This window comes from Stenotrophomonas sp. 05N37, from assembly GCF_056397365.1.
In genome coordinates this window covers 769,206-791,185 of sequence record NZ_JBFTNG010000001.1, presented here as the reverse complement: position 1 = coordinate 791,185, position 21,980 = coordinate 769,206, and the positions used below count along the sequence as shown (strand labels likewise).

Below are 21,980 nucleotides of genomic sequence, written 5' to 3'. Positions count from 1 at the left end.
TTGATTTGTCACGGTTTGTATCAACGCGTGTCTCATCACGTCATTGGGCACGGTCATGCCTTGACGCCCGCAGCCAATGCATGTCACCGCGCGGGCGCGAAAGCGCGTTGGAATCAGGCATCAACGCCATTGCTGCGGCATCGCCGACCGGTCCACCGACAGGCCGCGGTGCCTGAAGGGGGTCACCCTGCGCGTCGTGGGTGCCTCGCGCGCAGAAGGAAGAACCAAAAAAAAACGCGCCGGCGGGCGCGTTTCTTTCGACACACTCCGGGCGCGCCGGGTGCGGGGGGCTCAGAGATCCTGTTCGTAACGGACGTACGGCACGGTGCCTTCGTCGGTGCTCTCGTTACGCGGTGCGAACGGGTTCTTGCCACGGGTAATGACGTTTTCGGCGCCGACGGTGAGCTGGCCACTCCACGGCGTCCGCCAGGTCAGGCCAACGCCCAGGCCTTCCCACTTGCCGGGCTGACCCGGCACATCGACCACGCGGCCGATGATGTTGCCGCTGAAGTTGCCGTAGCCGGCACCGATGGTGAGGCTCTTGCTGTCCCAGCGGTCCACGATGGCCGGCGAGGCGTCGGACAGCGGGACCAGGCGCGCCTTGGCGTAGGTGCCGCCAATGGACACAAAGCCTTCGCGGCCGATGTTCTTCTGGCCGAACACGGTCAGGTCATTCTGCTCGGCGCGCAGCGCCGGCGACTTGTTCGGCGCTGCCAGCCAGGCCGGCAGGGTGTCGCGGCCGCTGCCGGCAGTGATGCCGACACGCCCGCCCGGGCGGTTGAAGGCCGCGGTGCCGGTGACCCGGCGGCTGATCGAGGTGGTGTCGTCGTCGTCGCCCAGGCTGGCCAGCATGCAATGGCTGGCCAGGCCGCTGATGCTGGTGCCGCGGCTGCTGTTGCAGAGCAGGCCCAGCGAATCGCCGGAGGACAACCCGAAGGCGGCATCCAGCGAGCTGCGGCCGAAATGCCAGCGTGCCCCGGCCGACTGTTCGCCGGTGGGCTCCAGGTACAGCAGGGCCTCGACCTTGCCGCTGCCCTTGTTCCACACCGGCAGCACCGTGCTGTCCTGGCGGGGCTTGGTCTGCGCATGCGCGCCCGGGATCGCGGCGAGGGCGATCACAAGGGCCAGCGGTAGACGCAGAAGGGAGCGCATGGGAACTCTCAGACAGCAGGGGTGAGCACAAGTTCCCGCCGAAGCGGGAGATTGATCCTAGGGTGTTTATGATTTCTTAACAAGTCTTGGTTCTCCCCAGAACAAAACTCGTGCGGCGATTACTGAAGCCGTTCAGGTGCCGGCGCGGATACGGCGGCATCGCTGAACAGTATGGCGAATTCCGTCAAGGGAAAGTGATACTCCCGTCCGCAGAATTCGCAGCGCACTTCCACCGCCCCGGTCGGCTCGGCGGCGGCGCGGGCCTCGGCTTCCCCCAGCGACTGCAGCATGCCCTCGACCCGCTCGCGCGAGCAGGAGCAGTCGAAGCGCAGGGGGCGTTCGCCCAGCAGTTCCGGCTTCTCTTCATGGAACAGACGGTGCAGCAGCACGTTGCCGGCCACCTCCAGCAGTTCCTGCTTGCCCAGGGTCTCGAACAGCGCACTGGCACGCGACCAGCCGTCGTGGTCGCCTTCGTCCCCCGGCAGCTTCTGCAGCAGCAGGCCGGCGGCACGCTCGCCATCGGCGGCCAGCAGCAGGCGGGTGGGCAGCTGCTCGGACTGGCGGAAGTAGTCTTCAAAGGCCTCGTCCAGGCCTGCGGCGGTCAGCCCGACCAGGCTCTGGTAGCGCTGCGGTTCGCGCGGGTCCAGGCCGGGGTTCTCGATGGTGATCGCCAGCAGGGCGTCGTCGCCCAGCGCGGTCAGATCGCGCGGCGCGTCGCCACCGCCCTCGGCCAGCTGCACGATCCCGCGCAGGGTGCCGGCGGCGGTGCATTCGGCGAACAGGGTGCGCATGGCCGTGTTGCTGCGCAGCTGGATCGACAGGCGTCCGTCGACCTTGGTGTGGCCGGTGAACAGCGCCGAGGCCACGCTGGCCTCGCCGAGCAGCTCGGCGGCGGCCGGCGGGTAGGTGGCGTGGGACAGGATCTCGCGCCAGGTGGCATCGAGGTGCACGTGCACGCCGCGGACGCCGGCATCGGGAAGCAGGAAACGGACAAGGGTGTCGGATTGGGCGGTCATCGGTTCGGTGGCTGCGCTTAAAGGGGGGCGGTTGCCGGATAATGCGCCGACAATCGTGCAAGCAAAGGATGCACCACTAATGGGGGCAGAGCGCAGCAACCTCAAGGCCGAGCCAGGCCTGGACCCGTCGCGTCCGCGGCGTTGGCACTGGAAGCGCCTGTTGTGGCTGCCGGTGCTGTTCGCCGCCTTCAGCGTGCTGCAGGTGCTGGTGCTGCGGTTCGTCGACCCGCCGCTGTCCACGGTGATGCTGTGGCGCTACGGCGAGGCGCTCGGCCAGGGCGAGTGGGACTACCGGCTTCATTACCAGTGGCGCGACCTGGACCAGATGGCCCCGAGCCTGCCCATCTCCCTGGTGGCCGCCGAAGACCAGCGCTTCCCCGAGCACAATGGCTTCGACCTGCAGGCGATCGAGAAGGCGCGCGACCACAACGCCAAGGGCGGGCGCCTGCGCGGGGCCAGTACGATCAGCCAGCAGGTGGCAAAGAACCTGTTCCTGTGGCAGGGACGCAGCTGGATCCGCAAGGGCCTGGAGGTCTGGTACACGGTCCTGATCGAGGCGCTGTGGCCGAAGGCGCGCATCCTGGAGATGTACGCCAACATCGCCGAGTTCGGCGATGGCATCTACGGCGCGCAGGCGGCGGCCCGCCAGTACTGGGGCAAGGACGCGGCGCGCCTGAGCGCGGCGGAAAGCGCGCGGTTGGCGGCCGTGCTGCCCGCGCCTCGCCGCTACAACGCGGCCAGGCCGGGCCCGTACGTGCAGCGGCGCGCGGCCTGGATCCAGCGCCAGGCGCGGCAGCTGGGCGGTCACGCCTACCTCGGCGAGGATTGAGCATTCATGCAGGTGATGGGCTGACGCTACAATCGCCGCATGAATCCCCAGCGCCTGACCGTCGTCGTTGCCGCCCACAATGAGGCCCTGGTCCTGCCGATGCTGCACCCGCGCCTGCGCGCGGTGCTTGACGGCCTGGCGGGCATCGACGGCCGCGTGCTGTATGTGGACGACGGCAGTACCGACACCACCTGGGCGGTGATGCAGGCCCTGGCCGAGGCCGATGCCTCGGTCGGTCTGTTGCGCCTGTCGCGCAATTTCGGCAAGGAGGCGGCACTGACCGCCGGGCTGGATTTCGTCGACGACGGCGCGGTGATGATCCTCGATGCCGATGGCCAGGACCCGCCCGAGCTCATCCCCGACTTCGTCGCGTTGTGGCAACAGGGCTACGACAACGTATACGGCACGCGCCTGGTGCGGGACGGCGAAAGCTGGCTCAAGCGTTCCACCGCCAAGGTGTTCTATCGGGTGATCGGGCGCTTGTCGAAAACGCCGATCCCCGCCGACACCGGTGATTTCCGGCTGCTGTCGCCGCGCGCGCTGGCCGCCCTGGGCCAGCTGCGTGAACGCCACCGGTTCATGAAGGGGCTGTTCGGCTGGGTCGGGTTCCGGCGCAAGGCGTTGCCCTACCACCGCCATGCGCGGCTGGTGGGGGAGAGCAAGTTCGGGCTGTGGAAGCTGTGGAACTTCGCGCTGGAGGGGATCACCGGTTTTTCCACCGCGCCCTTGCGGATCACCACCTACCTGGGCCTGGCCGCTGCCGGCTTCGCGTTCGTGTTCGCCATGTGGATCGTGGCCAAGGCCGCGCTGTACGGCGACCGGGTGGCGGGCTGGCCGACCATGATGGCGGTGATCCTGTTCCTGGGCGGGGTGCAGCTGATCGCGCTGGGCCTGATCGGGGAATACCTGGGGCGTTTGTACGAGGAATCCAAGCAGCGCCCGCTGTACCTGGTTGACACCTGGCATGCACCGTTCGTGGCAGACTCGGGCCTGCATCCCATCGGTGGAGAGCAGCGAGATGACCACGGTACGGCAGCTGTTGGAAGGCAAGTCCCCTGAGGTTTTCGCGGTCGCCCCGGACGCGGCGGTGATCGACGCGATCCGGTTGATGGCCGACAAGGGCATCGGCGCGGTGGTGGTGATGGACGGCCGGCAACTGGTCGGCATCCTGTCCGAGCGCGATTACGCGCGCAAGATCGTGCTGCACGAACGTTCCTCGCGGACCACGCGGGTGAGCGACATCATGACCGCCAAGGTGGTGACGGTGGCAATGACCGAACAGGTCGAGCACTGCCTGCAACTGGTCACCGACTTCCGCATCCGGCACCTGCCGGTGGTGGAGGCGGGCAGCGTGGTCGGGGTGATCTCGATCGGTGACCTGGTCAAGTCGGTGATCGACGAACAGGCGCAGAAGCTGGACCAGCTGCAGCAGTACATCGTGGCCGGGTGACCTGCACGCGCGCCGCACGTGCGGCGCCGTGACGACGATCGAGCCGGCTGGCGCGGGTATCCGGGCAGCATGCCCCAGCCCGCGTTACTTCGCGTAGCGGCCGCCGCAGTTGGTGTCCTTGCCGGGGCCGGTTTCCAGGGTGGCCAGCAGCGCGGCTGGCGGGGTGATGGTGGCCAGGGTGACGGCGATCGCGCCGCGCAGGCCCAGCGCCTTGAAGTCCGGGCGGAACGAGGGATCCTTGAACGACCCACCGATCCGCAGCGGCGAGCGCAGGGCGAGGATGCTGATGTCCTTCGGGCGCGGGCGCAGCAGCAGGTCCAGCTGTTCCTGCCTGAGATCCACGGTGCCACTGCCGACGATCAGCGTATCGCTGGTGTCGAAGGCGAGCGCACGCGAGGTCATCACGCCGTTGTCCACGCCGAAGTCGCCGAACGCGCAACGCAGCGGAATCTGCTTGTCGCCGGTGAACAGGAATTTCAGCGACTCGGCCACGTCCAGGCCAGCCAGTTCCATGATCAGGTTGCCGACATGCCCGCGGCCGATGCCGACGGCGACGTTGCCGTCGGAGCTGCCGAGCATGGCGGCCACCGAGTTGCCGCTGCCGGCCAGGTCGACATCACCGCTGACGCCGCCGGAGGCCTGTTCGGCCAGCTTGGAATCGGGCATCAGCTTGCCAAGCTGGATGTTGCGCAGGCTGGCCTTCAATTGCGTGGAAATGGTGTTCTTGCGCGCGTCCATGCGGATGGTGCTGCGGATGTCGCCGCCAGCGACGCCGAAGTTGAGCGGGTCCAGGCGCAGCAGGCCGGCGTCGAGCTTGAGGTGGGCATCCATGTCGTCCAGCGGCAGCGCGGGCGAATTGATGCGCTGTGCCTTCCAGCGCACGTCGGCATCCATGGCGCGCAGCTTGGTGAGGTTGTACGGCGTGTCGGGCAGGATCCGGGCGCGGGCGGCGAGGGCAGCCGCCTTGGCCTTCTGTTCGGCGTTGGCGGTTTCGCCGGCTCCGGTGCGCGGCGGGGCCCCGATGAAGCCGGCGAGGTCATCGAAGTCCAGGCGCTTGGACACCAGGTCGGCCTTGAGGAACGGGCGCGCGCCGCCGACATCGATCTGCGCGGTGCCGCCGAGGTCGCTGTCGCCGGCGGTGCCGGTGAAATCCTCGTAGCGCCAGATGTCGTTGTCGCGCTTGAGCCGGCCGTTGAGGCGGTACGGCGGGGTGGAGGGCATGGCCACGCCGATCAGCGGGAACAGGTCTTCCATGTCCTGGCCGCTGAGCATCAGCTGCAGGTTGAACACGCGCAGCGCGAACGGGTTGGTGAGGGTGCCGCTGGCGATGGCGTGGGTGCCGCCAGCGCGCCCGTCCAGATGGATGCGGAACGGGTGGTCGCTGTTGGTCAGTTCCAGCGGTGATTCGGTGTTGCCGTCCAGCGAGAAGGCGTTGCCCTTCCAGCGGCCCTTGCCCTTGACCAGCAGCGGCGGCGCGCTGTCTTCGTTCCGCGGCTTGCCGCTGTTGAGGGCGACCAGCACGTCGGTGCGGCCGGCGGCGTCGAGGAACTGCAGGCGGCCATCGTCGATGCGCAGGCGCTGCAGTTGCGGCGGGTTGCCGGTGGACGGCCCGAGGAAGTCCCAGTTGCCGGGGGTGTCCTTGCCGGGCCCGGTTTCGAGGAGGAGGTCCGGGCGGGTGAGGCGCATCTCGGGAATGTGGACCTGGCCGCGCAGCAGGGGCCAGACGCGGAGGGCGATTTCAACGCGGTCGGCGCTGGCCATCTGCGGGGTCTTGGCCCAGTCGGCGTTGGCGAAGGTGATGCGGTCGGCGCGGATCGTCGTGGTGCGGCCAAGGTCGACGTCGAGGTCGCCATTGATGTGCAATGCGCGACCGGTCTTGGCCTGTACGGCGCGCTCCACCGGGCCCTTGAACCAGTTCCAGTCCCAGAGCGCGATCAACAGCAGCAGGGCCGCGAACAGGAACAAGAGGAGCGCAAGCCAGCGCTGCCCGCGCTTGCCAGGACGCTGCCAGCGCCAACGGCGGGCGGCAGGGGACGGAGCGGGGGAGTCAACAGTGTTCACGCGCTCCATCCTTGCCTGTTCATCGTGCAGGGAGCGCGAAGCATTGGTAAGGATGGTGTCAGGGTGGGGTGTTTTTTGCTTTGAAGGCGCTGGATCAAGCCCCCCCTCAAAGAATCTGCGCCGTCACCGCAACGAAATGACAGACGCTGCCGCCGATCACGAACAGGTGCCAGATCGCGTGCGAGTAGGGGATCGATTCGCGGTGGTAGAAATAGGTGCCCAGCGTGTAGGACAGGCCGCCAGCAAGCAGCCAGCCCAGCGTCCAGCCATCGATCGAGGCCCACATCGGCTTGATCGCCACCATCACCATCCAGCCCATCGCGATGTAGATGATCGTCGACAACAGCTTGAAGCGGCCGGTGAAGAACAGTTTGAAGATCACCCCGGCAAAGGCCAGCGCCCAGATCGCGGTGAACATGCCCCAGCCCCACGGACCGCCACGCAGCCCGATCAAAGTGAACGGCGTGTACGTGCCGGCGATCAGCAGGTAGATCGCGCAATGGTCGAACACCTTCAGGCGACCCTTGACGATCGGGTGCTGGACCGCGTGGTACAGGGTGGAGGCCGTGTACAACAGCAGCAGCGCTACCCCGAACACGATTGCGCTGGCCAACTGCCAGCCATCGCCGTAGATCGCGGCCAGGGTGATCAGCACCGCACTGGCGGCGAGCGCGGCCACCGCGCCGAGCCCGTGGGTCAGCGCGCTGGCGATTTCTTCACGTACCGAAGCAACTGTAGTCATGGCGATCGACAATGCGGGGAGGGGGGACCCGCTCCCCCCTATCATCGCCGCGTTGGCGCGCGCATGCACGCGCGCCTGTTCAGTCGCCGTGTCAGGACACCGAAATACTGTGTGCCGCTTCGCGCGTGGCGGCGAAGCGCACATCCGGCGCGCGTTCCTGCGCCAGCTGCAGGTTGACCCGCGTCGGCGCCAGGTACACCAGGTGCCCGGCGGCGTCGATGCTGAGGTTGCCCGCGTTCTTCTCGCGGAACTCCTCCAGCTTCTTCTCGTTGCTGCAGGTCACCCAGCGCGCGGTGGTGACGCTGACCGGCTCGAAGGTGGCTTCCACGCCGTACTCGTCCTTCAGGCGGTAGGCGGCCACGTCGAACTGCAGCACGCCGACCGCGCCCAGGATCAGGTCGTTGCTCATCAGCGGGCGGAAGAACTGCGTGGCGCCTTCCTCGGACAGCTGGGCCAGGCCCTTCTGCAGCTGCTTGAGCTTGAGCGGATCACGCAGGCGCGCGCGGCGGAACAGCTCCGGGGCGAAGTTTGGGATCCCGGTGAAGCTGACGGCCTCGCCTTCGGTGAAGGTGTCGCCGATGGAGATGGTGCCGTGGTTGTGGATGCCGATCACATCGCCCGGCCACGCCTCGGCGGCGATCTCGCGATCGCTGGCCATGAAGGTCAGCGCGTTGGCCAGCTTCATTTCCTTGCCGGTACGCACGTGGAAGGTCTTCATGCCGGCCACGAAGCGGCCCGAGCAGACCCGCATGAAGGCCACGCGGTCACGGTGCTGCGGGTCCATGTTGGCCTGGATCTTGAACACGAAGCCGGTCAGCTTGGATTCTTCCGGGGCGATCACCCGGCCGGTGGTGGCGCGGGCCTGCGGCGACGGCGCGTGCTCGACGAAGAAGTCCAGCAGCGGCTGCACGCCGAAATTGTTCACGCCCGAGCCGAAGAACACCGGGGTCTGCTTGCCGGCCAGGTAGGCCGCCAGGTCGAACGGGTGGCTGGCGCCCTGCACCAGCTCCAGCTCGTCGCGCAGGTCGGCCAGCATGCGCTCGCCGATCTTTTCGGCCAGGCCCGGCGAGTCGATCGACGGGAAGATGGTCGAATCCTGGCGGGTGAAGTTGCGGCCCTGTTCGTACAGGTGCACTTCGCCGCTGATCAGGTGGACCACGCCCTTCAGGCGCTGGCCCATGCCGATCGGCCAGGTCACCGGCGCGCACTGGATGCCGAGCACGCTCTCGACCTCGTCCAGCAGGTCGATCGGCTCCTTGCCCTCGCGGTCGAGCTTGTTGATGAAGGTCATGATCGGGGTGTCGCGCAGGCGGCACACTTCCATCAGCTTGATGGTGCGCTCTTCCACGCCCTTGGCCACGTCGATCACCATCAGCGCCGAGTCCACCGCGGTGAGCACGCGGTAGGTGTCCTCGCCGAAGTCGGCGTGGCCGGGGGTGTCGAGCAGGTTGACGATCTTGCCCTCGTAGGGGAACTGCATCACCGAGGAGGTGACCGAGATCCCGCGCTCCTTTTCCAGCGCCATCCAGTCGGACGTGGCGTGGCGGGCGGCCTTGCGGCCCTTCACCGAGCCGGCCATCTGGATCGCGCCGCCGAACAGCAACAGCTTTTCGGTCAGCGTGGTCTTGCCGGCGTCAGGGTGGGAAATGATGGCGAAGGTGCGGCGGCGCGCGGCTTCGTTGGCGACTTCGGACATGGCGTGACGCGCCCGCCCGGGGCGCTTTTCTTGGAGATGAGCCGTCCAGTATAGCGGGGGCTGGACGCAACCGGGGTCAGGGGGCGCCCGACGCGCCGTCGCTGTCGCTCTCGCGGGCGAAGTGCAGCTCGCCCTGTGGGGCCACGATCCGCACCGGCACCGAACGCAGCTGCATGCCGCGATTGGCCTGGACCACGAAGTGCAGGTGCGGGGCGGTGCTGTAGCCGGTGTTGCCGGACAAGCCGATGCGCTGGCCGGCCTCGACCCGCTGGCCGCCGCGCACCAGCACGCCGTTGGCCTGCAGGTGGGCGTAGACGGCCATGCTGCCGTCCTCGTGCAGGACCCGGATGAAGTTGGCACGCTCGCGGTCGCGGCTCGGATCGCGGCCGTTTTCGTGGAAGTTGCCCTGCACCTGCATGACCCGGCCGGCGCGCGCGGCCAGGACCGGGGTGCCTTCGGCGAGGGCGAAGTCGACCGCGTCGCGGTTCTCGGCATCGGTGTGGCTGAAGCGCCCGCGCGGGGCCTGGGTGACCTGGAAGCGCCTGGCGTCGAACGGCAGCAGGTAGGCGACGTCCTGCGGGCTGGCGGCCGGGTCGCCGGGCACCGCATCCAGCAGCAGGTCCAGCCGCGGCACCTCGGCCGGGGGCTGCAGGCGCGAGACCACCACGCTGGCCGAGCCCGCCAGCACCGTCTGCAGCGGCAGGCCAGGCAGGGCGGTGGCGCCGGTCGGCTGGCGCAGCGCGACCTGGACCGGGCCGAACAGGTGGTTGTCCACCCGTGCCTGCCAGTGGCCGCCGCCGCCCTCGAGCCTGACCGTGGCGATGCCGGCACCGGTGCTGGTGGTCGGCGCTGGCGCGTTGGTCTGCTCCACCAGGCCCCAGCCCGCCCGCCACGAAGGTGCGGACGGCGCGGCGGTGGCCAGGCCGGTGAGCGGAAACAGCATCAACAGCATGGCGTGGCGCATGAGCATGGCGTGGCGCATGGCGGGGATCCGATGAAGTGGGGCGACTGTACGCAACCGCTGCCGTTTACGAAAGCACCGGCGTTGCACTGGTAGGGGACTCTTTCACCGTCAACTCACCCACCACGGCTGAGACTGATGAAACCAGCGCGCCGAGAAGGGGGGTGATTCGGCCCGGTTCCCAGCTCGGTTTCGTACAAGTTGCATGGTGGTTGCCTGACCCAGGCTGGACCATCCCCTGCCGTTGGCCTGCGGCTCACATCCACTGCAGGGCGCTGTGACGCATTCCTTGCCTGATCCAGGGAGTGAACCATGACCACCGATGCCCGAACGTTGCTTTGCCTGCGCCCGTTGGCTGGCGCGATACTGCTGTGGTGTTCCGCCGCGGGGGCAGCGGCCGACAATCCGCAGGTAGCAAATCGCGTCCACCTCGACGTTCCGCCGGGCACTTACACCGCATCGACCGGTTCGGTATTCACGGCATTCGGCCAAGGGGGCTCGATCAGCGGCCGGGATTCCTTGCTGATGGCGACGGCCGAAGGCGGTGCCGGGCGCGGCATCACCGCATTCGGCGACGGCAGCCTGGTCGAGCTAGCCAACAGCCGCATCGTCGTTACCGGTCTTTCCGGCGTCGGGATAGATGCGCAGTCCGGCGGCGAGGTGCGCATTACGGGCACGCGGATCGAGATCCAGAAGCGTGGCTTTGGCGTCACTATTTTTAACGACAGTATCGGCAGCCTGACCGACAGCAGCATCATCATGGAGGATGCAGGCGTTGCAATCTTGAATTCGGGTGCGCTTTCACTGCTCCGCACGTCAGTGGAGACCCGCGCGGCGGGCGCCATCGGCCTGAGTGCCAATGGCACCTCCACCCGTGTCGTTGACAGCCAGCTGCGGACGACAGGCGATTCCGCACCTGCCATTGATGCTGCGGCAGACATCTCTGTCCAGATCAGCGGCAGCACGCTGCAGACGGCAGGCGATCGCAGCTACGGTATCAGCGTCCGCTCGGGAGCCACTGTGGACATCACCGGCGGAACGATAACGACCACCGGCAATGATGCATCCGGCATCCGGATGCTGGTCTTCAATCCAACGCTGAGCACGCTGCGCCTGGAGGGGGTCGGCATCCGGACCTCCGGGCAGCGCTCGTCCGGTATCCAGCTCAACAACGCGGCCCAGCTGACGATGATCGGCGGCAGCATCGACAGCGTCGGCTCGGCCGTGGTTGCCGCTGACGACAGCGCCCTGTTCACCGGCGCGCGATTGGCGTCCTCCGGCGACGGGGCCTCCGCCCTGCGCATGACCACGGCAGGCGGCACATTCCAGCTCATCGATACCCAGGTGCAGGCCTCCGGCGTGGGCAGCTGGGCGGCGGACGTGGCCGGCACGTTCAGCCTGGCTGGCGGCAGCCTGGAAAGCGCGCAGTACGGTGCGTTCCGCAGCGCTGGCGGGAGTATCACGCTCTCGGCAGGCGCAAGGGCGAGCGGTGGCAACGGGCACCTGTTCGACCAGGCCACCGCGGCCCCCACCACGCTGACGATGGACGGTGGGGTACAGGCAACCGGGGGTATCGGTTTTGTGCCCGGCCTGCCGGCCGGCACGTTCGCAGCGGCCACCACGGTGGCGCTTGCCAACGATTCGGTCTGGACCGGTGCTACGACCGGCACTGTCGCCCAGTTGTCCATCGCCAGCGGTAGCCGTTGGCGACTCACCGACAGTTCGGACGTGCAGGCGCTGCACCTCGACGGCGGCACGGTCGCGTTCTCCGCGCCGGTGGCCGACGACTTCAAGACGCTACGCGTGGATGGCGATCTGACCGGTGCCGGCACCTTCGCGATCAACGCCCGGCTCGGCGCCGACGGTGCGCCGCGTGACCTGCTGCATGTGGTGGGCGATACCCGCGGCGCGTTCGGTCTGCAGGTCGACAACGCGGGCGGGGCCGGCGGTCTCACTGCCGAGGGCATCCGTGTGGTCCAGGTGGATGGTGCATCCGAGGGTCGCTTTGCCTTGGCCGGTCGCGCCGTCGGGGGGGCGTATGAGTACTTCCTGTTCAAGGGCCGGCCGACTGTCGCCGACGGCAACTGGTACCTGCGTTCGGAGTTCGTACCGCCGCCGCCCGACCCCTGCGACAGCGATCCAGCCGGACCGGGCTGCACCCCGCCGCCCGATCCGGCCCCCTGCGATGCCAACCCGGCGCTGCCGGGTTGCCCGCCACCGACCGACCCCTGCCTGGCCGATCCGGAGCTGCCGGCGTGCCGGCCCCCGCCGCCGATCTGCGAGCAGGACCCGACCCTGCCGGCGTGCCGGCCAACGCCGATCTACCGCCCGGAACTGGCCGCCTACCTGGCCAACACGACGGCGGCGATCGAGCTGTTCCAGTACTCGCTGCATGCGCAGACCGGCGCTGGGACCGGTCGCACCAACGGCGCGCCTGATCGTGGAGTCTGGTTGCGGGTGGGCGGCCAGCAGGGCCGGTTGCCAAGGCAGGCGGACCAATTGTCGGCGTCGCTGGAACGCTCGGTGGTGAGTATCGGGTCGGACCTGTGGACGCGGGCCGACGGCCGGGCGGCATGGGGAGCGATGGCCGCGCACGGCGTGGCCACGGCCAGCACGGTCTCGCTGCTGACCGGCTACACCGCGCGCGGGCATGTGCAGGGCGTGGCGGTGGGACTGTATGGCCTGTGGGAGCAGGGCAGCGTGGATGGCACTGGCGCCTTCGCCGATGGCTGGATACAGGTGGGCCGCTACCGCAACCGCGTGAATGGCGAAGACGTGGCGCCCGAACGCTACGACACCCGGACCTGGGCCGGATCGCTGGAAGGCGGCTACCGCTGGCACCTCGCGGCCTCCGACACCCGCGCGCTGCTGCTGGAGCCACGTTTCCAGGCCACCTACACCCGTCTGCGCGGCCACGACCATGGCGAAGCGAACGGAACGATCATCGGCGGACTGGACCAGGCGGTGTGGGGGGGAGAGGTCGGACTTCGGCTGGCATGGCTGGATACCGCCGGACCGATGCGCGTGCAGCCATTCATCGGCGTGAATGCCCTGCGCGAGAGCCGTGCCGCCGCGCTGACGCTGGATCAGATTGGCTTTGCCACGGCGCGGCCCCAGAACCGGTACGAGGTCCAGATGGGATTCGAGCTGGCCCTCGCTTCGGGTTGGAGCGGTGCCGGCCAGGTGTCGCTGCAGCGCGGTGCCGACGGTTTCCGGCAGCAGTCCGGTGAACTGGGGCTGCGCTACCGCTGGTAGCGGCGCAGGGCGCGCGCGGCTGATGACAAAAAACTATATCGCTTCATCCAGATGAAACGATTGACATGCGCGGAAAGGGCTGGCATCGTGGCTCCACCATCGAGACCGGCAGAGGGACAGGCCCTTTGAAGCCGGGGCAGCCCGCAGACGCGCAAGCGACCTGCGTAGGTGCCAAATCCTGCGGAGACCGTTGGCGTCTTCCGAAAGATGGTTCGACCCGTGCACCGTGCGTGCACCTCGAACGCGAGCTCCGCGAAAGCTCGATGGCCGTTTTCCTACTTTGGATACCGCCATGGGTTTCGCCACCGCTACCGCTGTTGCCACCGACGCCTTCACCCCGATCAGCGTCCCGCTCGACGCCCACCCGCACGCCGTGCGCGGCGAGATCGCCGCGGTGCTGTCGATGCGCCACGCCGGGGTGCGCCCGGTGCGCCTGCGTTATGAGCTGGTCGGCCGTGCCGGCGCGCCGGTGGTGGTCCTCGCCGGTGGCATCTCCGCCCACCGCCACGTGGCCGCCAACGTGGACTTCCCCGAAAAGGGCTGGGCCGACGGGCTGGTTGCCCCGGGTCGCGCGCTGGACCCGGCGTCGCTGCGCGTGCTGGCGTTCGACTTCATCGGCGCCGACGGGGCGCTGGACGTGCCGATCGACACTGCCGACCAGGCCGATGCGCTGGCCCTGCTGCTCGACCATCTCGGCATCGCCCAGCTGCAGTGCTTCGTCGGCTATTCCTACGGCGCACTGGTGGGCCAGCAGTTCGCCATCCGCCATCGCCAGCGCCTGCTGAAGCTGGTTGCCGTCAGCGGCGCGCACCGCCCGCATCCGTATGCCGCCGCCTGGCGCGCGCTGCAGCGGCGTGCGGTGGCGCTGGGCCAGCTGCAGTGCGCCGAAAGCCATGGGCTGGCGCTGGCCCGCCAGTTCGCGATGCTCAGCTACCGCACCCCGGAGGAGTTCGGCGAACGTTTCGACGCGCCGCCGGAACTGGTCAACGGCCGCGTGCGCGTGGCCGCCGAGGACTATCTGGACGCGGCCGGTGCGCAGTACGTGGCGCGCACCGCAGTGGATGCGTACCTGCGGCTGTCCGAATCGATCGACCTGCACCGCGTCGATCCCGCCGCGCTGCTCGTGCCCACCGTGGTGGTCGCCGTGGAAGGCGATCGCCTGGTGCCGCTGGCCGACTGCGTCGGCCTGGTCGAAGGGCTGGGCCCGCGCGGCAGCCTGCGCGTGCTGCGCTCGCCCTATGGCCACGACGCCTTCCTCAAAGAAACCGATCGCATCGACGCGATCCTCGCCACCGCCATCCGTTCCCTGGGAGAAACCGCATGAGCCAGTCCACCGGTACCGAGCCGACCTGTAGCCGCGTCACCGCCGCCGTGCGTGCCGGCATAGACCGCGACACCGCCCACGGCGCGGTGACCCCGCCGATCGTGCTGTCCTCCAACTTCAGCTTCGATGGCTTCGGCAACAAGCGCCAGTACGACTACACGCGCAGCGGCAACCCGACCCGCGACCTGCTGGGCGAGGCCCTGGCCGAGCTGGAAGGCGGCGCGGGCGGGGTGATCACCTCCACCGGCATGGGCGCGATCAACCTGGTGCTCAATGCGCTGCTGCAGCCGGGCGACACCCTCGTGGTGCCGCACGACGCCTACGGCGGCAGCTGGCGGCTGTTCAACGCGCTGGCGAAGAAGGGCCACTTCGGCCTGATCACCGCCGACCTGACCGACCCGCGCTCGCTGGCCGACGCGCTGGCGCAGTCGCCGACGCTGGTGCTGATCGAGACCCCGTCCAACCCGCTGCTGCGCATCACCGACCTGCGTTTCGTCATCGATGCCGCGTACAGGGCCGGGGCCAAGGTGGTGGTGGACAACACCTTCCTGTCGCCGGCGTTGCAGCAGCCGATCGCGTTCGGCGCGGACGTGGTGCTGCATTCGACCACCAAGTACATCAACGGCCACAGCGACGTGGTCGGCGGCGCGGTGATCGCACGCGATCCGGCGGTGCACGAGCAGCTGGTGTGGTGGGCCAACGCGCTGGGCCTGACCGGCTCGCCGTTCGATGCCTTCCTGACCCTGCGTGGCCTGCGCACGCTGGGCGCGCGCCTGCGTGCGCACCAGGAGAACACCGCCGAGGTGGTCGACCTGCTGGTGGCCAGCGACGCGGTCGCCAAGGTGTATTACCCGGGCCTGGCCGACCATCCCGGGCACGCGATCGCGGCGCGCCAGCAGGACGGCTTCGGCGCGATGCTGTCCTTCGAGCTGGCCTCGTGCCCGGGCGATGACCCGCACGCGGCGGTGCGCGCCTTCGTCGATGGCCTGCGCTGTTTCACCCTGGCCGAGTCGCTGGGTGGGGTGGAGAGCCTGGTCGCGCATCCGGCCACCATGACCCACGCGGCGATGACCCCCGAAGCGCGCACGCACGCCGGCATCAGCGACGGCCTGCTGCGGTTGTCGGTGGGGATCGAGGCGGCCGAGGACCTGGTTGCCGACCTGCGGGCCGGGCTGGAGCGCGCGCAGGCGGTGATCGACCTGCACGCCAAGGCGGCGCTGCGCAAACAGGTGGATGCATGAGCGCGGTGCTGGACCTGCATCCGCCTGCCGCGCGCGGGCGGCGGCTGGCGCTGCTCGGCACCGGCACGGTCGGGACCGCCTTCGTGCAGCGCTACCAGTCGCTGCAGGCGCGTGGCCTGCTGCTGCCCGCGTTCTCCTGGCTGGCCAATTCACGCACGGCGCGCGCCTGCGAACAGGCCCCCGAGCACGAACTTCAGCAGGCCAACCTGGCCACGCGCGGGGCGCCGGCCCTGCAGCCGTGGGCCGAGGCGGAAGGCCTGCAGCGCGGCGACGTGGTCGTGGATGCGACCGCCAGCGACGAGGTGGCCCACTGGCACGAACACTGGCTGGCGCGCGGCGTGCACGTGGTCACCGCCAACAAGCTGGGGCGTGGCGCGCAACTGGCGCGCGCGCAGGCGATCGCCGACAGTGGCCACGGCGGCGCGGCGCATTACGGCGACAGCGCCACCGTGGGGGCGGGGCTGCCATTGCTGAGCAGCCTGCGTTCGCTGGTGGCCGGTGGCGACCGCATCCATCGCGTGGAAGGCGTGCTGTCCGGGTCGTTGGCCTGGCTGTTCCACCACTACGATGGCCAGCGGGCGTTTTCCGCGTGGGTGCGCGAGGCCGCAACGGCGGGCTACACCGAGCCGGACCCGCGCGTGGACCTGTCCGGCGAGGACGTCCGCCGCAAGCTGCTGATCCTCGCGCGGGCCAGCGGCATCGCGCTGCGTGCCGAGCAGGTGCAGGTGGATTCGCTGGTGCCGGCGGCGCTGGCGCAGCTGGCGCCAGCCGATGCGTTGGCGCAGCTGTCGCTGCTGGACGCGCCGTTGCAGCAGGCCTGGCAGCAGGCACGCGGGCAGGGCGGCTGCCTGCGCTTCGTCGGTGGTTTCGACCATGACGGTGCCTCGGTGGGCCTGCGCATCCTGCCGCAGGACCACCCCCTGGCCGGCGGCGCACAGACCGACAACCGCGTCGCCATCCACAGCGATCGCTACCAGGCCCAGCCGCTGCTGATCCAAGGGCCGGGGGCCGGCGCCGACGTCACCGCGGCAGCACTGCTGGATGACGTGCTGGCGATCGTGCGTCGATAGGCAATGTGTCGCTGGTGGCAGGTAGAACCGAGCCACGCTCGGCTGCCGTTCGCGCGATAGACGACCACACCGACGGCGCCAGAGCTGCAGCCGAGCATGGCTCGGCTCTACCGGTGGGCGTCCTTCAGCGCCTTCAGCAACGCTGCGTTGAATCGCTTCGGGTCCTGCACCTGCGGCGAGTGGCCCAGATCGTCGAAGCTCACCAGCGTGGCCCCGGGGATGGCGGCGGCCGCCGCCTTGCCCAGCGCTGGATAATCGCCCAGCGTGGCCTTCAACGCGGGAGGGGCGAGGTCGCGGCCGATCGCGGTGCGGTCGGTCTGGCCGATGAACAGGGTGGTCGGAACGGTGATCCGCGGCAGTTCGTAGACCACCGGCTGGTTGAACACCATGTCCGAGGTAAGCGCCTGGCTCCAGGCCACGGCCTGCCTGCCCGGGCCGTCGTACATGCGTGACTGCATGCTTACCCACTGCGCGTACGCGGGCTTCCATTGGCCGTTGTAGTACACCTCGAGCTGGTACTTTTTGATGCTGTCGAAGCTGGTCTTCAATTCGCCGGCATACCAGGCATCCACGCTGCGCCACGGCACGCCCTTGGCCTTCCAGTCTTCCAGCCCGATCGGGTTGACCAGCGCCAGGTGGCGCAGCTGCTGCGGGTACATCAGCGCATAGCGCGCGGCAAGCATGCCGCCCATCGAATGGCCGACCAGGTCGACCGTCGCCGCGTCCAGGCCGAGGTGGGCGAGCAGGGCGTGGGTGTTGGCGGCGAGCTGGCCAAACGAATACTGGTAGCGCTCGGGCTTGCTGGATTTGCAGAAGCCGATCTGGTCCGGGGCGATCACCCGGTAGCCCGCGGCGGTGAGCGCGGCGATGCTGTCCTTCCAGGTGGCCGCGCAGAAGTTCTTGCCGTGCAGCAGGACCACGGTGCCGATCGGTGTGCCGCGCGGGGCAACGTCCAGATAGGCCATCTCCAATGGCTGGCGCTGCGATTCGAACGCGAAGATCTTGACCGGGTAGGGGTAGTCGAAGCCTTCCAGGCGCGGGCCGTAGGTGTCGGCGGCGAGGGAAGTCAGCGGCAGGCAGGCGAGCAGGGCGGCGGCCAGGATGCGCATGGCGGTCTCCGGAGGGGGAAGTCCGACTTTACTTGAGCCGCCGCGATGACGCTGCCGCGTAGAGCCGACCGTTGGTCGGCTGCATTTCCCCGCGATGGTGGAGCAGCCGACCAACGGTCGGCTCTACGTGGGGGATTCGAGCGGCCGACCGGCGGTGGGCGCTACCGGGATTCGGGCAGCCGACCAACGGTCGGCTCTACGTGGGGGATCCGAGCAGCCGACCAACGGTCGGCTCTACCGGGGGCGGCTCAGCACTCGATGACGTTGACCGCGAGGCCGCCGCGGCTGGTTTCCTTGTACTTGTCCTGCATGTCGCGGCCGGTGTCGCGCATGGTCTTGATGACCTTGTCCAGCGAGACCTTGTGCTTGCCGTCGCCGCGCATGGCCATGCGCGAGGCGTTGATCGCCTTGACCGCGCCCATCGCATTGCGCTCGATGCAGGGGATCTGCACCAGCCCACCGATCGGGTCGCAGGTAAGGCCGAGGTTGTGTTCCATGCCGATCTCGGCGGCATTCTCGATCTGGCTGGGGTTGCCGCCCAGCGCGGCCACCAGGCCACCGGCGGCCATCGAGCAGGCCACGCCCACTTCGCCCTGGCAGCCGACTTCGGCGCCGGAGATGGAGGCGTTTTCCTTGTACAGGATGCCGATCGCCGCCGAGGTCAGCAGGAAGTCGAAGATGCGTTGTTCGTTCGCGCCGGGGCAGAAACGGTCGAAGTAATGCAGCACCGCCGGCAGTACGCCGGCCGCACCGTTGGTCGGCGCGGTGACCACGCGGCCACCGGCGGCGTTTTCTTCATTGACCGCCAGGGCGTACAGGTTCACCCAGTCCAGCGTGGTCAGCGGGTCGCGCATGCCCGCTTCCGGCTTGGACGACAGCTCGCGGTACAACGCCGGTGCGCGACGCGACACATGCAGGCCGCCGGGCAGGGTGCCTTCCTGGCGGATGCCGCGGGCCACGCAGGCCTGCATCGCGCCCCAGATCTCGCGCAACTGCTCGCGGATCTCGTCTTCGCTGCGCCAGCACTTCTCGTTCTCGAACATCATCTGGGCGATGCTCAGCCCGCTGCGCGCGGTCTGCGCGAGCAGTTCGTCGCCGCTCTTGAACGGATACGGCAAGGGGGTTTCATCGGGGACGATGCGGTCGTCGGCGGCATCGTCCTGGTTGACCACGAAGCCGCCGCCCACCGAGTAGTAGTCGCGGGTGGCGATCACCTGTTCGTCGGCGTCATAGGCGGTGAAGCGCATGCCGTTGGTGTGGTAGGGCAGCTTCTGGCGCTTGTTCAGCCCCAGGTCGCGCTTCTCGTCGAAGGCGATTTCATGGGTGCCCATCAGGCGGATGCGCTTGCTGCCGCGGATGCGGTCCAGCGTTTCGGGGATGATGTCGGGGTCGATCAGGTTCGGGCGCTGGCCTTCCAGGCCGAGCAGCACGGCCTTGTCGGTGCCATGGCCGCGCCCGGTCAGTGCCAGCGAGCCATACACGTCGGCACGGATGCGCACCACGTCCTGCAGCCTGCCCGGGTCCAGCAACCAGCGGTGCACGAAGCGTTCGGCAGCCTTCATTGGTCCCACGGTATGCGAGGAGCTCGGGCCAATGCCGATCTTGAAAACGTCGAACGTGCTGACAGCCATGATTGCCAAACTGCGGGTATCGGATGGAGCGCTATTCTATGCTGTCGCAGGCGCCGACCTTGATTGCGGCGCAACATTTCCCAAGGCGGGTGGGCCGGTGTTTACCTTGTTCCAGCGTGATGACTGCCATCTGTGCGACCAGGCCCTGGCGGTGCTGGCACAGGCCCGCGTGCCCGGACTGGACAGTGTGTTCATCGATGACGAGCCGGACCTGGAGGCCCGCTACGGCCTGCGCGTGCCGGTGCTGCGCGACGCGCAGGGGCGCGAGCTGGACTGGCCGTTCGACGTGAAGACGTTGCAGGCCTGGACCGGAATGAACGCGTAGAGCCGACCGTTGGTCGGCTGCCCTGAAACCCGGGCTGCCCTGAAACCCCGGCTGCCCTGAATCCCCGCCTGCCTTGACTGCCCCGGCTGTTTGACCGCTTTGCCTGCCCTGGCTGCCGTGACGGCGCGAGGAGCCAGGGCAGCCGACCAACGGTCGGCTCTACGGGGTTGGATCCTCTTTACGCAGCGCCGGCCAGCGGCCGGCGCATCCCGCCTTACTTCGCTTTCAGCACGACCTTGGTGCTGATCGCGGTTTCGTTGGGGATGGTCTTGGTGTCGGTCCAGTCGCCGCCGCCCACGCCGAAGTCCAGACGCTTGACCGTGGCCTTGCCGCTCAGCACCGGCTGCGCGCCCGGGGTCCAGGTGAAGGTAAGCGTGACCGGCTTGCTCACCCCGCGCAGTTCCAGCGTGCCGTCGGCGGCGTACTGGTTGTTGCCCAGCGAGCGGAAGGTGGTGGCGCTGTACTTGGCCTGGGCAAACTTGCCGACGTTGAAGAAGTCCGGCCCCTGCAGGGTGGAATCACGGTCGCTGTTGCCGCTCTTGGCGCCGGCCAGCGGGATGGTCACGTCCAGCCGGGAACCGTCCAGCTTGGCCGGGTCGAAGCTGAGCTTGGTGTCGAAGCCGGGGAAGGTGCCGGTGAACACTTCACCGTCGTACTTGGTGGCAAACACCAGCACCGAGCCGGGGGCCTGCACGTAGTCGGCGGCCAGCACCGGTGCGGTGGCCATCAGCCCGGCAAGGGCGGCGGCGACGGCCGCGGGAGTGGTGAGCTTGATGTTCATGGTCAATCCTTCTGGGGGGAGGCAAGCCAGCCCTGCGGCAGCATGCGCGCAAGGGTGGCATCGCGTTGGTAAAAATGGTGGTAAAGCGCGGCGCCGGCATGCGCCAGCACCACGGCGATCAGCAGCCAGAAGCCCCATTCGTGGATGGCGTGGGAGACCTGGGTCAGGCCTGGGTCCGGCCCACTGAGCTTGGGCACGTCGACCAGGCCGAACCAGCGGAACGGGCGCAGCCCGCTGGCCGAGTCGTACAGCCAGCCCGACAGCGGGATGGCGAACATCAACACGTACAGCAGCCAATGCGTGGCCGATGCGATGCGCTCCTGCCAGGTGGGCGTGCCGGGCACCGGCTGCGGTGCCCCGGCGTACAGCCGCCAGCCAAGCCGGGCCGCCACCAGCACCAGCACGGTGATGCCCACCGACTTGTGCAGGGTGTAGATCCAGAAATACTTCGGCGTCTTGGGGAACTCGCCCATGGTCAGCCCGAGGATGCCCATGGCAAGGATCAGCAGGGCGATCAACCAGTGCAGGGTCTGGCTGACGCCTCCCCAACGGGTCGCGGTGTTCAGGGCTGTCATGGCGTGGTCTCCTGGACCGGCGGTGGGGATGGGGCGTTGGAGGCGGACTGCGGCGATGGAGTTCCCTCGGCATCGACCGGCGGTGTGTCCTGCGGATCAGCGGCAGAGCGGTCACGCACGGCCTCGGCCTCGATGCGCAGGTCCACCGCGTCGCCGATCATCGACGGCCAGCCCGCCACGCCGAAGGCGCTGCGGCTGAGCGTGGCGGTGGCGGAGAACCCGGCGGTGCGGCGGAACGGCGGCAGTGGATGGCGCTTGAGTGCATTGAGGGTGACCGCCAGGGTGACTTCGCGGGTCACGCCATGCAGGGTGAGCTGGCCGACGACGTTGGCGTGCCCGGCATCGATCGGTTCCACCCGGGTGGACACGAAACGCGCCTCGGGGAAACGTTCGCCATCGAGCAGGTTGCGCGCCAGGGTGGCGGTGTTCCACTTCGCATCGCCCAGGTCCAGGCGCTGGATCGGGACGGTCACGTTGAGCGTGGCCGAGGCCCAGTCCTGCGGGTCGAACACCAGCACGCCTTCGCTGCCCGACACGGTGCCCAGCGCATGCGAGAAGCCGGCATGCTCCACCGCGAACAGCACGCGGGTATGCACCGGATCGAGCCGGTAGGAATCGGGCGCGGCCAGCGCCGCCAGCGGGGTGGCGCACAGCAGCAGGGCAAGGGTCAGGCGCTGGATCACGGGCCGGGCTCCATGGAGGTCTGGGCCGATCATACGCACAGCGCCGTCATGCCCAGCAGTGCCATGGCTGCAACAGATC

Annotated in this window: 19 protein-coding genes and 1 riboswitch; of the genes, 8 read left to right on the top strand and 11 right to left on the bottom strand. The window is 68.6% G+C overall.

Features of this window, described 5'->3' with window-relative positions:
• Positions 1-291: 291 nt before the first annotated feature.
• On the bottom strand, positions 292-1,152 hold the full coding sequence (locus AC1DGC_RS03520) for an XOO1806 family protein (protein WP_259206245.1): 861 nt from the start codon (positions 1,150-1,152) through the stop codon (positions 292-294).
• 119 nt (positions 1,153-1,271) lie between these two features.
• The gene (gene hslO / locus AC1DGC_RS03515; RefSeq protein WP_259206244.1) at positions 1,272-2,168 is read right to left on the bottom strand and encodes an Hsp33 family molecular chaperone HslO; all 897 of its coding nucleotides are present in this window, start codon (positions 2,166-2,168) and stop codon (positions 1,272-1,274) included.
• 79 nt (positions 2,169-2,247) lie between these two features.
• On the opposite strand from hslO, the gene mtgA reads away from it, so the two are divergent.
• Genes mtgA through AC1DGC_RS03500 form a run of 3 tightly spaced genes read left to right on the top strand, consistent with a single transcriptional unit; the run spans position 2,248 to position 4,447 of the window.
• A complete protein-coding gene (gene mtgA, locus AC1DGC_RS03510; RefSeq protein ID WP_478047224.1) occupies positions 2,248-2,997 on the top strand; it encodes a monofunctional biosynthetic peptidoglycan transglycosylase in 750 nt (249 codons plus the stop codon).
• 39 nt (positions 2,998-3,036) lie between these two features.
• The gene (locus tag AC1DGC_RS03505) at positions 3,037-4,056 is read left to right on the top strand and encodes a glycosyltransferase family 2 protein (protein ID WP_394161076.1); all 1,020 of its coding nucleotides are present in this window, start codon (positions 3,037-3,039) and stop codon (positions 4,054-4,056) included.
• Positions 4,016-4,447, top strand: coding sequence for a CBS domain-containing protein (locus tag AC1DGC_RS03500; protein WP_259206239.1), 432 nt, complete (start codon positions 4,016-4,018; stop codon positions 4,445-4,447). Before AC1DGC_RS03505 ends, AC1DGC_RS03500 begins: the two co-directional genes overlap by 41 nt.
• A gap of 84 nt (positions 4,448-4,531) precedes the next feature.
• Here the strand turns inward: AC1DGC_RS03500 and AC1DGC_RS03495 are convergent, their stop codons facing one another.
• From AC1DGC_RS03495 to AC1DGC_RS03480, 4 genes are all read right to left on the bottom strand, one after another.
• A complete protein-coding gene (locus tag AC1DGC_RS03495) occupies positions 4,532-6,517 on the bottom strand; it encodes an AsmA family protein (RefSeq protein ID WP_478047223.1) in 1,986 nt (661 codons plus the stop codon).
• A 97-nt stretch (positions 6,518-6,614) separates the two neighbouring features.
• On the bottom strand, positions 6,615-7,250 hold the full coding sequence (trhA, locus tag AC1DGC_RS03490) for a PAQR family membrane homeostasis protein TrhA (RefSeq protein ID WP_478047222.1): 636 nt from the start codon (positions 7,248-7,250) through the stop codon (positions 6,615-6,617).
• A gap of 91 nt (positions 7,251-7,341) precedes the next feature.
• A complete protein-coding gene (locus AC1DGC_RS03485; RefSeq protein WP_259206237.1) occupies positions 7,342-8,946 on the bottom strand; it encodes a peptide chain release factor 3 in 1,605 nt (534 codons plus the stop codon).
• A 76-nt stretch (positions 8,947-9,022) separates the two neighbouring features.
• The gene (locus tag AC1DGC_RS03480; protein WP_478047221.1) at positions 9,023-9,928 is read right to left on the bottom strand and encodes a M23 family metallopeptidase; all 906 of its coding nucleotides are present in this window, start codon (positions 9,926-9,928) and stop codon (positions 9,023-9,025) included.
• 291 nt (positions 9,929-10,219) lie between these two features.
• Between AC1DGC_RS03480 and AC1DGC_RS03475 the strand changes: the two genes are divergently transcribed.
• The 4 genes from AC1DGC_RS03475 to AC1DGC_RS03460 all read left to right on the top strand — a co-directional run bounded on the left by AC1DGC_RS03475 (position 10,220) and on the right by AC1DGC_RS03460 (position 16,797).
• Positions 10,220-13,162, top strand: a complete 2,943-nt coding sequence (locus AC1DGC_RS03475; protein ID WP_478047220.1) for an autotransporter family protein — start codon at positions 10,220-10,222, stop codon at positions 13,160-13,162.
• A 93-nt stretch (positions 13,163-13,255) separates the two neighbouring features.
• Positions 13,256-13,376: riboswitch (SAM riboswitch) on the top strand.
• 78 nt (positions 13,377-13,454) lie between these two features.
• Entirely contained in the window at positions 13,455-14,486 is a 1,032-nt protein-coding gene (gene metX / locus AC1DGC_RS03470; protein WP_394161067.1) for a homoserine O-succinyltransferase MetX, read from the top strand.
• Positions 14,483-15,727 (top strand): O-succinylhomoserine (thiol)-lyase, encoded by a 1,245-nt coding sequence (locus AC1DGC_RS03465; protein WP_478047219.1) that lies wholly within the window; start codon positions 14,483-14,485, stop codon positions 15,725-15,727. Before metX ends, AC1DGC_RS03465 begins: the two co-directional genes overlap by 4 nt.
• Entirely contained in the window at positions 15,724-16,797 is a 1,074-nt protein-coding gene (locus AC1DGC_RS03460) for a homoserine dehydrogenase family protein (RefSeq protein ID WP_478047218.1), read from the top strand. The genes AC1DGC_RS03465 and AC1DGC_RS03460 overlap by 4 nt, the downstream gene beginning before the upstream one ends.
• Before the next feature lie 107 nt (positions 16,798-16,904).
• Here the strand turns inward: AC1DGC_RS03460 and AC1DGC_RS03455 are convergent, their stop codons facing one another.
• On the bottom strand, positions 16,905-17,906 hold the full coding sequence (locus AC1DGC_RS03455) for an alpha/beta fold hydrolase (protein ID WP_478047217.1): 1,002 nt from the start codon (positions 17,904-17,906) through the stop codon (positions 16,905-16,907).
• Positions 17,907-18,154: 248 nt separating this feature from the next.
• A complete protein-coding gene (locus AC1DGC_RS03450; RefSeq protein WP_259206231.1) occupies positions 18,155-19,537 on the bottom strand; it encodes an L-serine ammonia-lyase in 1,383 nt (460 codons plus the stop codon).
• A gap of 97 nt (positions 19,538-19,634) precedes the next feature.
• Between AC1DGC_RS03450 and AC1DGC_RS03445 the strand changes: the two genes are divergently transcribed.
• The gene (locus AC1DGC_RS03445) at positions 19,635-19,862 is read left to right on the top strand and encodes a glutaredoxin family protein (RefSeq protein ID WP_478047216.1); all 228 of its coding nucleotides are present in this window, start codon (positions 19,635-19,637) and stop codon (positions 19,860-19,862) included.
• 214 nt (positions 19,863-20,076) lie between these two features.
• Here AC1DGC_RS03445 and AC1DGC_RS03440 read toward each other — a convergent pair whose 3' ends face one another.
• The 3 genes from AC1DGC_RS03440 to AC1DGC_RS03430 are packed head-to-tail and all read right to left on the bottom strand — an operon-like array spanning position 20,077 to position 21,934.
• Positions 20,077-20,643 (bottom strand): YceI family protein, encoded by a 567-nt coding sequence (locus AC1DGC_RS03440; RefSeq protein ID WP_394161057.1) that lies wholly within the window; start codon positions 20,641-20,643, stop codon positions 20,077-20,079.
• A 2-nt stretch (positions 20,644-20,645) separates the two neighbouring features.
• Positions 20,646-21,218 carry a cytochrome b gene (locus tag AC1DGC_RS03435; protein ID WP_259206228.1) on the bottom strand — a complete coding sequence of 191 codons (573 nt, stop codon included), beginning with the start codon at positions 21,216-21,218 and terminating at the stop codon, positions 20,646-20,648.
• The gene (locus AC1DGC_RS03430) at positions 21,215-21,934 is read right to left on the bottom strand and encodes a YceI family protein (protein WP_478047215.1); all 720 of its coding nucleotides are present in this window, start codon (positions 21,932-21,934) and stop codon (positions 21,215-21,217) included. The genes AC1DGC_RS03435 and AC1DGC_RS03430 overlap by 4 nt, the downstream gene beginning before the upstream one ends.
• Positions 21,935-21,980 lie beyond the last annotated feature (46 nt).

Excerpts from the sequence above, each read along its gene's own strand:
- trhA (WP_478047222.1), bottom strand. The coding sequence starts at position 7,250 with ATGACTACAGTTGCTTCGGTACGTGAAGAAATCGCCAGCGCGCTGACC.
- AC1DGC_RS03450 (WP_259206231.1), bottom strand. The coding sequence starts at position 19,537 with ATGGCTGTCAGCACGTTCGACGTTTTCAAGATCGGCATTGGCCCGAGC.
- AC1DGC_RS03435 (WP_259206228.1), bottom strand. The coding sequence starts at position 21,218 with ATGACAGCCCTGAACACCGCGACCCGTTGGGGAGGCGTCAGCCAGACC.
- AC1DGC_RS03475 (WP_478047220.1), top strand. The coding sequence starts at position 10,220 with ATGACCACCGATGCCCGAACGTTGCTTTGCCTGCGCCCGTTGGCTGGC.
- AC1DGC_RS03460 (WP_478047218.1), top strand. The coding sequence starts at position 15,724 with ATGAGCGCGGTGCTGGACCTGCATCCGCCTGCCGCGCGCGGGCGGCGG.
- AC1DGC_RS03465 (WP_478047219.1), top strand. The coding sequence starts at position 14,483 with ATGAGCCAGTCCACCGGTACCGAGCCGACCTGTAGCCGCGTCACCGCC.
- hslO (WP_259206244.1), bottom strand. The coding sequence starts at position 2,168 with ATGACCGCCCAATCCGACACCCTTGTCCGTTTCCTGCTTCCCGATGCC.
- mtgA (WP_478047224.1), top strand. The coding sequence starts at position 2,248 with ATGGGGGCAGAGCGCAGCAACCTCAAGGCCGAGCCAGGCCTGGACCCG.
- AC1DGC_RS03430 (WP_478047215.1), bottom strand. The coding sequence starts at position 21,934 with ATGATCGGCCCAGACCTCCATGGAGCCCGGCCCGTGATCCAGCGCCTG.
- AC1DGC_RS03480 (WP_478047221.1), bottom strand. The coding sequence starts at position 9,928 with ATGCGCCACGCCATGCTCATGCGCCACGCCATGCTGTTGATGCTGTTT.
- AC1DGC_RS03500 (WP_259206239.1), top strand. The coding sequence starts at position 4,016 with ATGACCACGGTACGGCAGCTGTTGGAAGGCAAGTCCCCTGAGGTTTTC.
- AC1DGC_RS03520 (WP_259206245.1), bottom strand. The coding sequence starts at position 1,152 with ATGCGCTCCCTTCTGCGTCTACCGCTGGCCCTTGTGATCGCCCTCGCC.
- AC1DGC_RS03440 (WP_394161057.1), bottom strand. The coding sequence starts at position 20,643 with ATGAACATCAAGCTCACCACTCCCGCGGCCGTCGCCGCCGCCCTTGCC.
- AC1DGC_RS03505 (WP_394161076.1), top strand. The coding sequence starts at position 3,037 with ATGAATCCCCAGCGCCTGACCGTCGTCGTTGCCGCCCACAATGAGGCC.
- AC1DGC_RS03495 (WP_478047223.1), bottom strand. The coding sequence starts at position 6,517 with ATGGAGCGCGTGAACACTGTTGACTCCCCCGCTCCGTCCCCTGCCGCC.
- AC1DGC_RS03455 (WP_478047217.1), bottom strand. The coding sequence starts at position 17,906 with ATGCGCATCCTGGCCGCCGCCCTGCTCGCCTGCCTGCCGCTGACTTCC.
- AC1DGC_RS03485 (WP_259206237.1), bottom strand. The coding sequence starts at position 8,946 with ATGTCCGAAGTCGCCAACGAAGCCGCGCGCCGCCGCACCTTCGCCATC.
- metX (WP_394161067.1), top strand. The coding sequence starts at position 13,455 with ATGGGTTTCGCCACCGCTACCGCTGTTGCCACCGACGCCTTCACCCCG.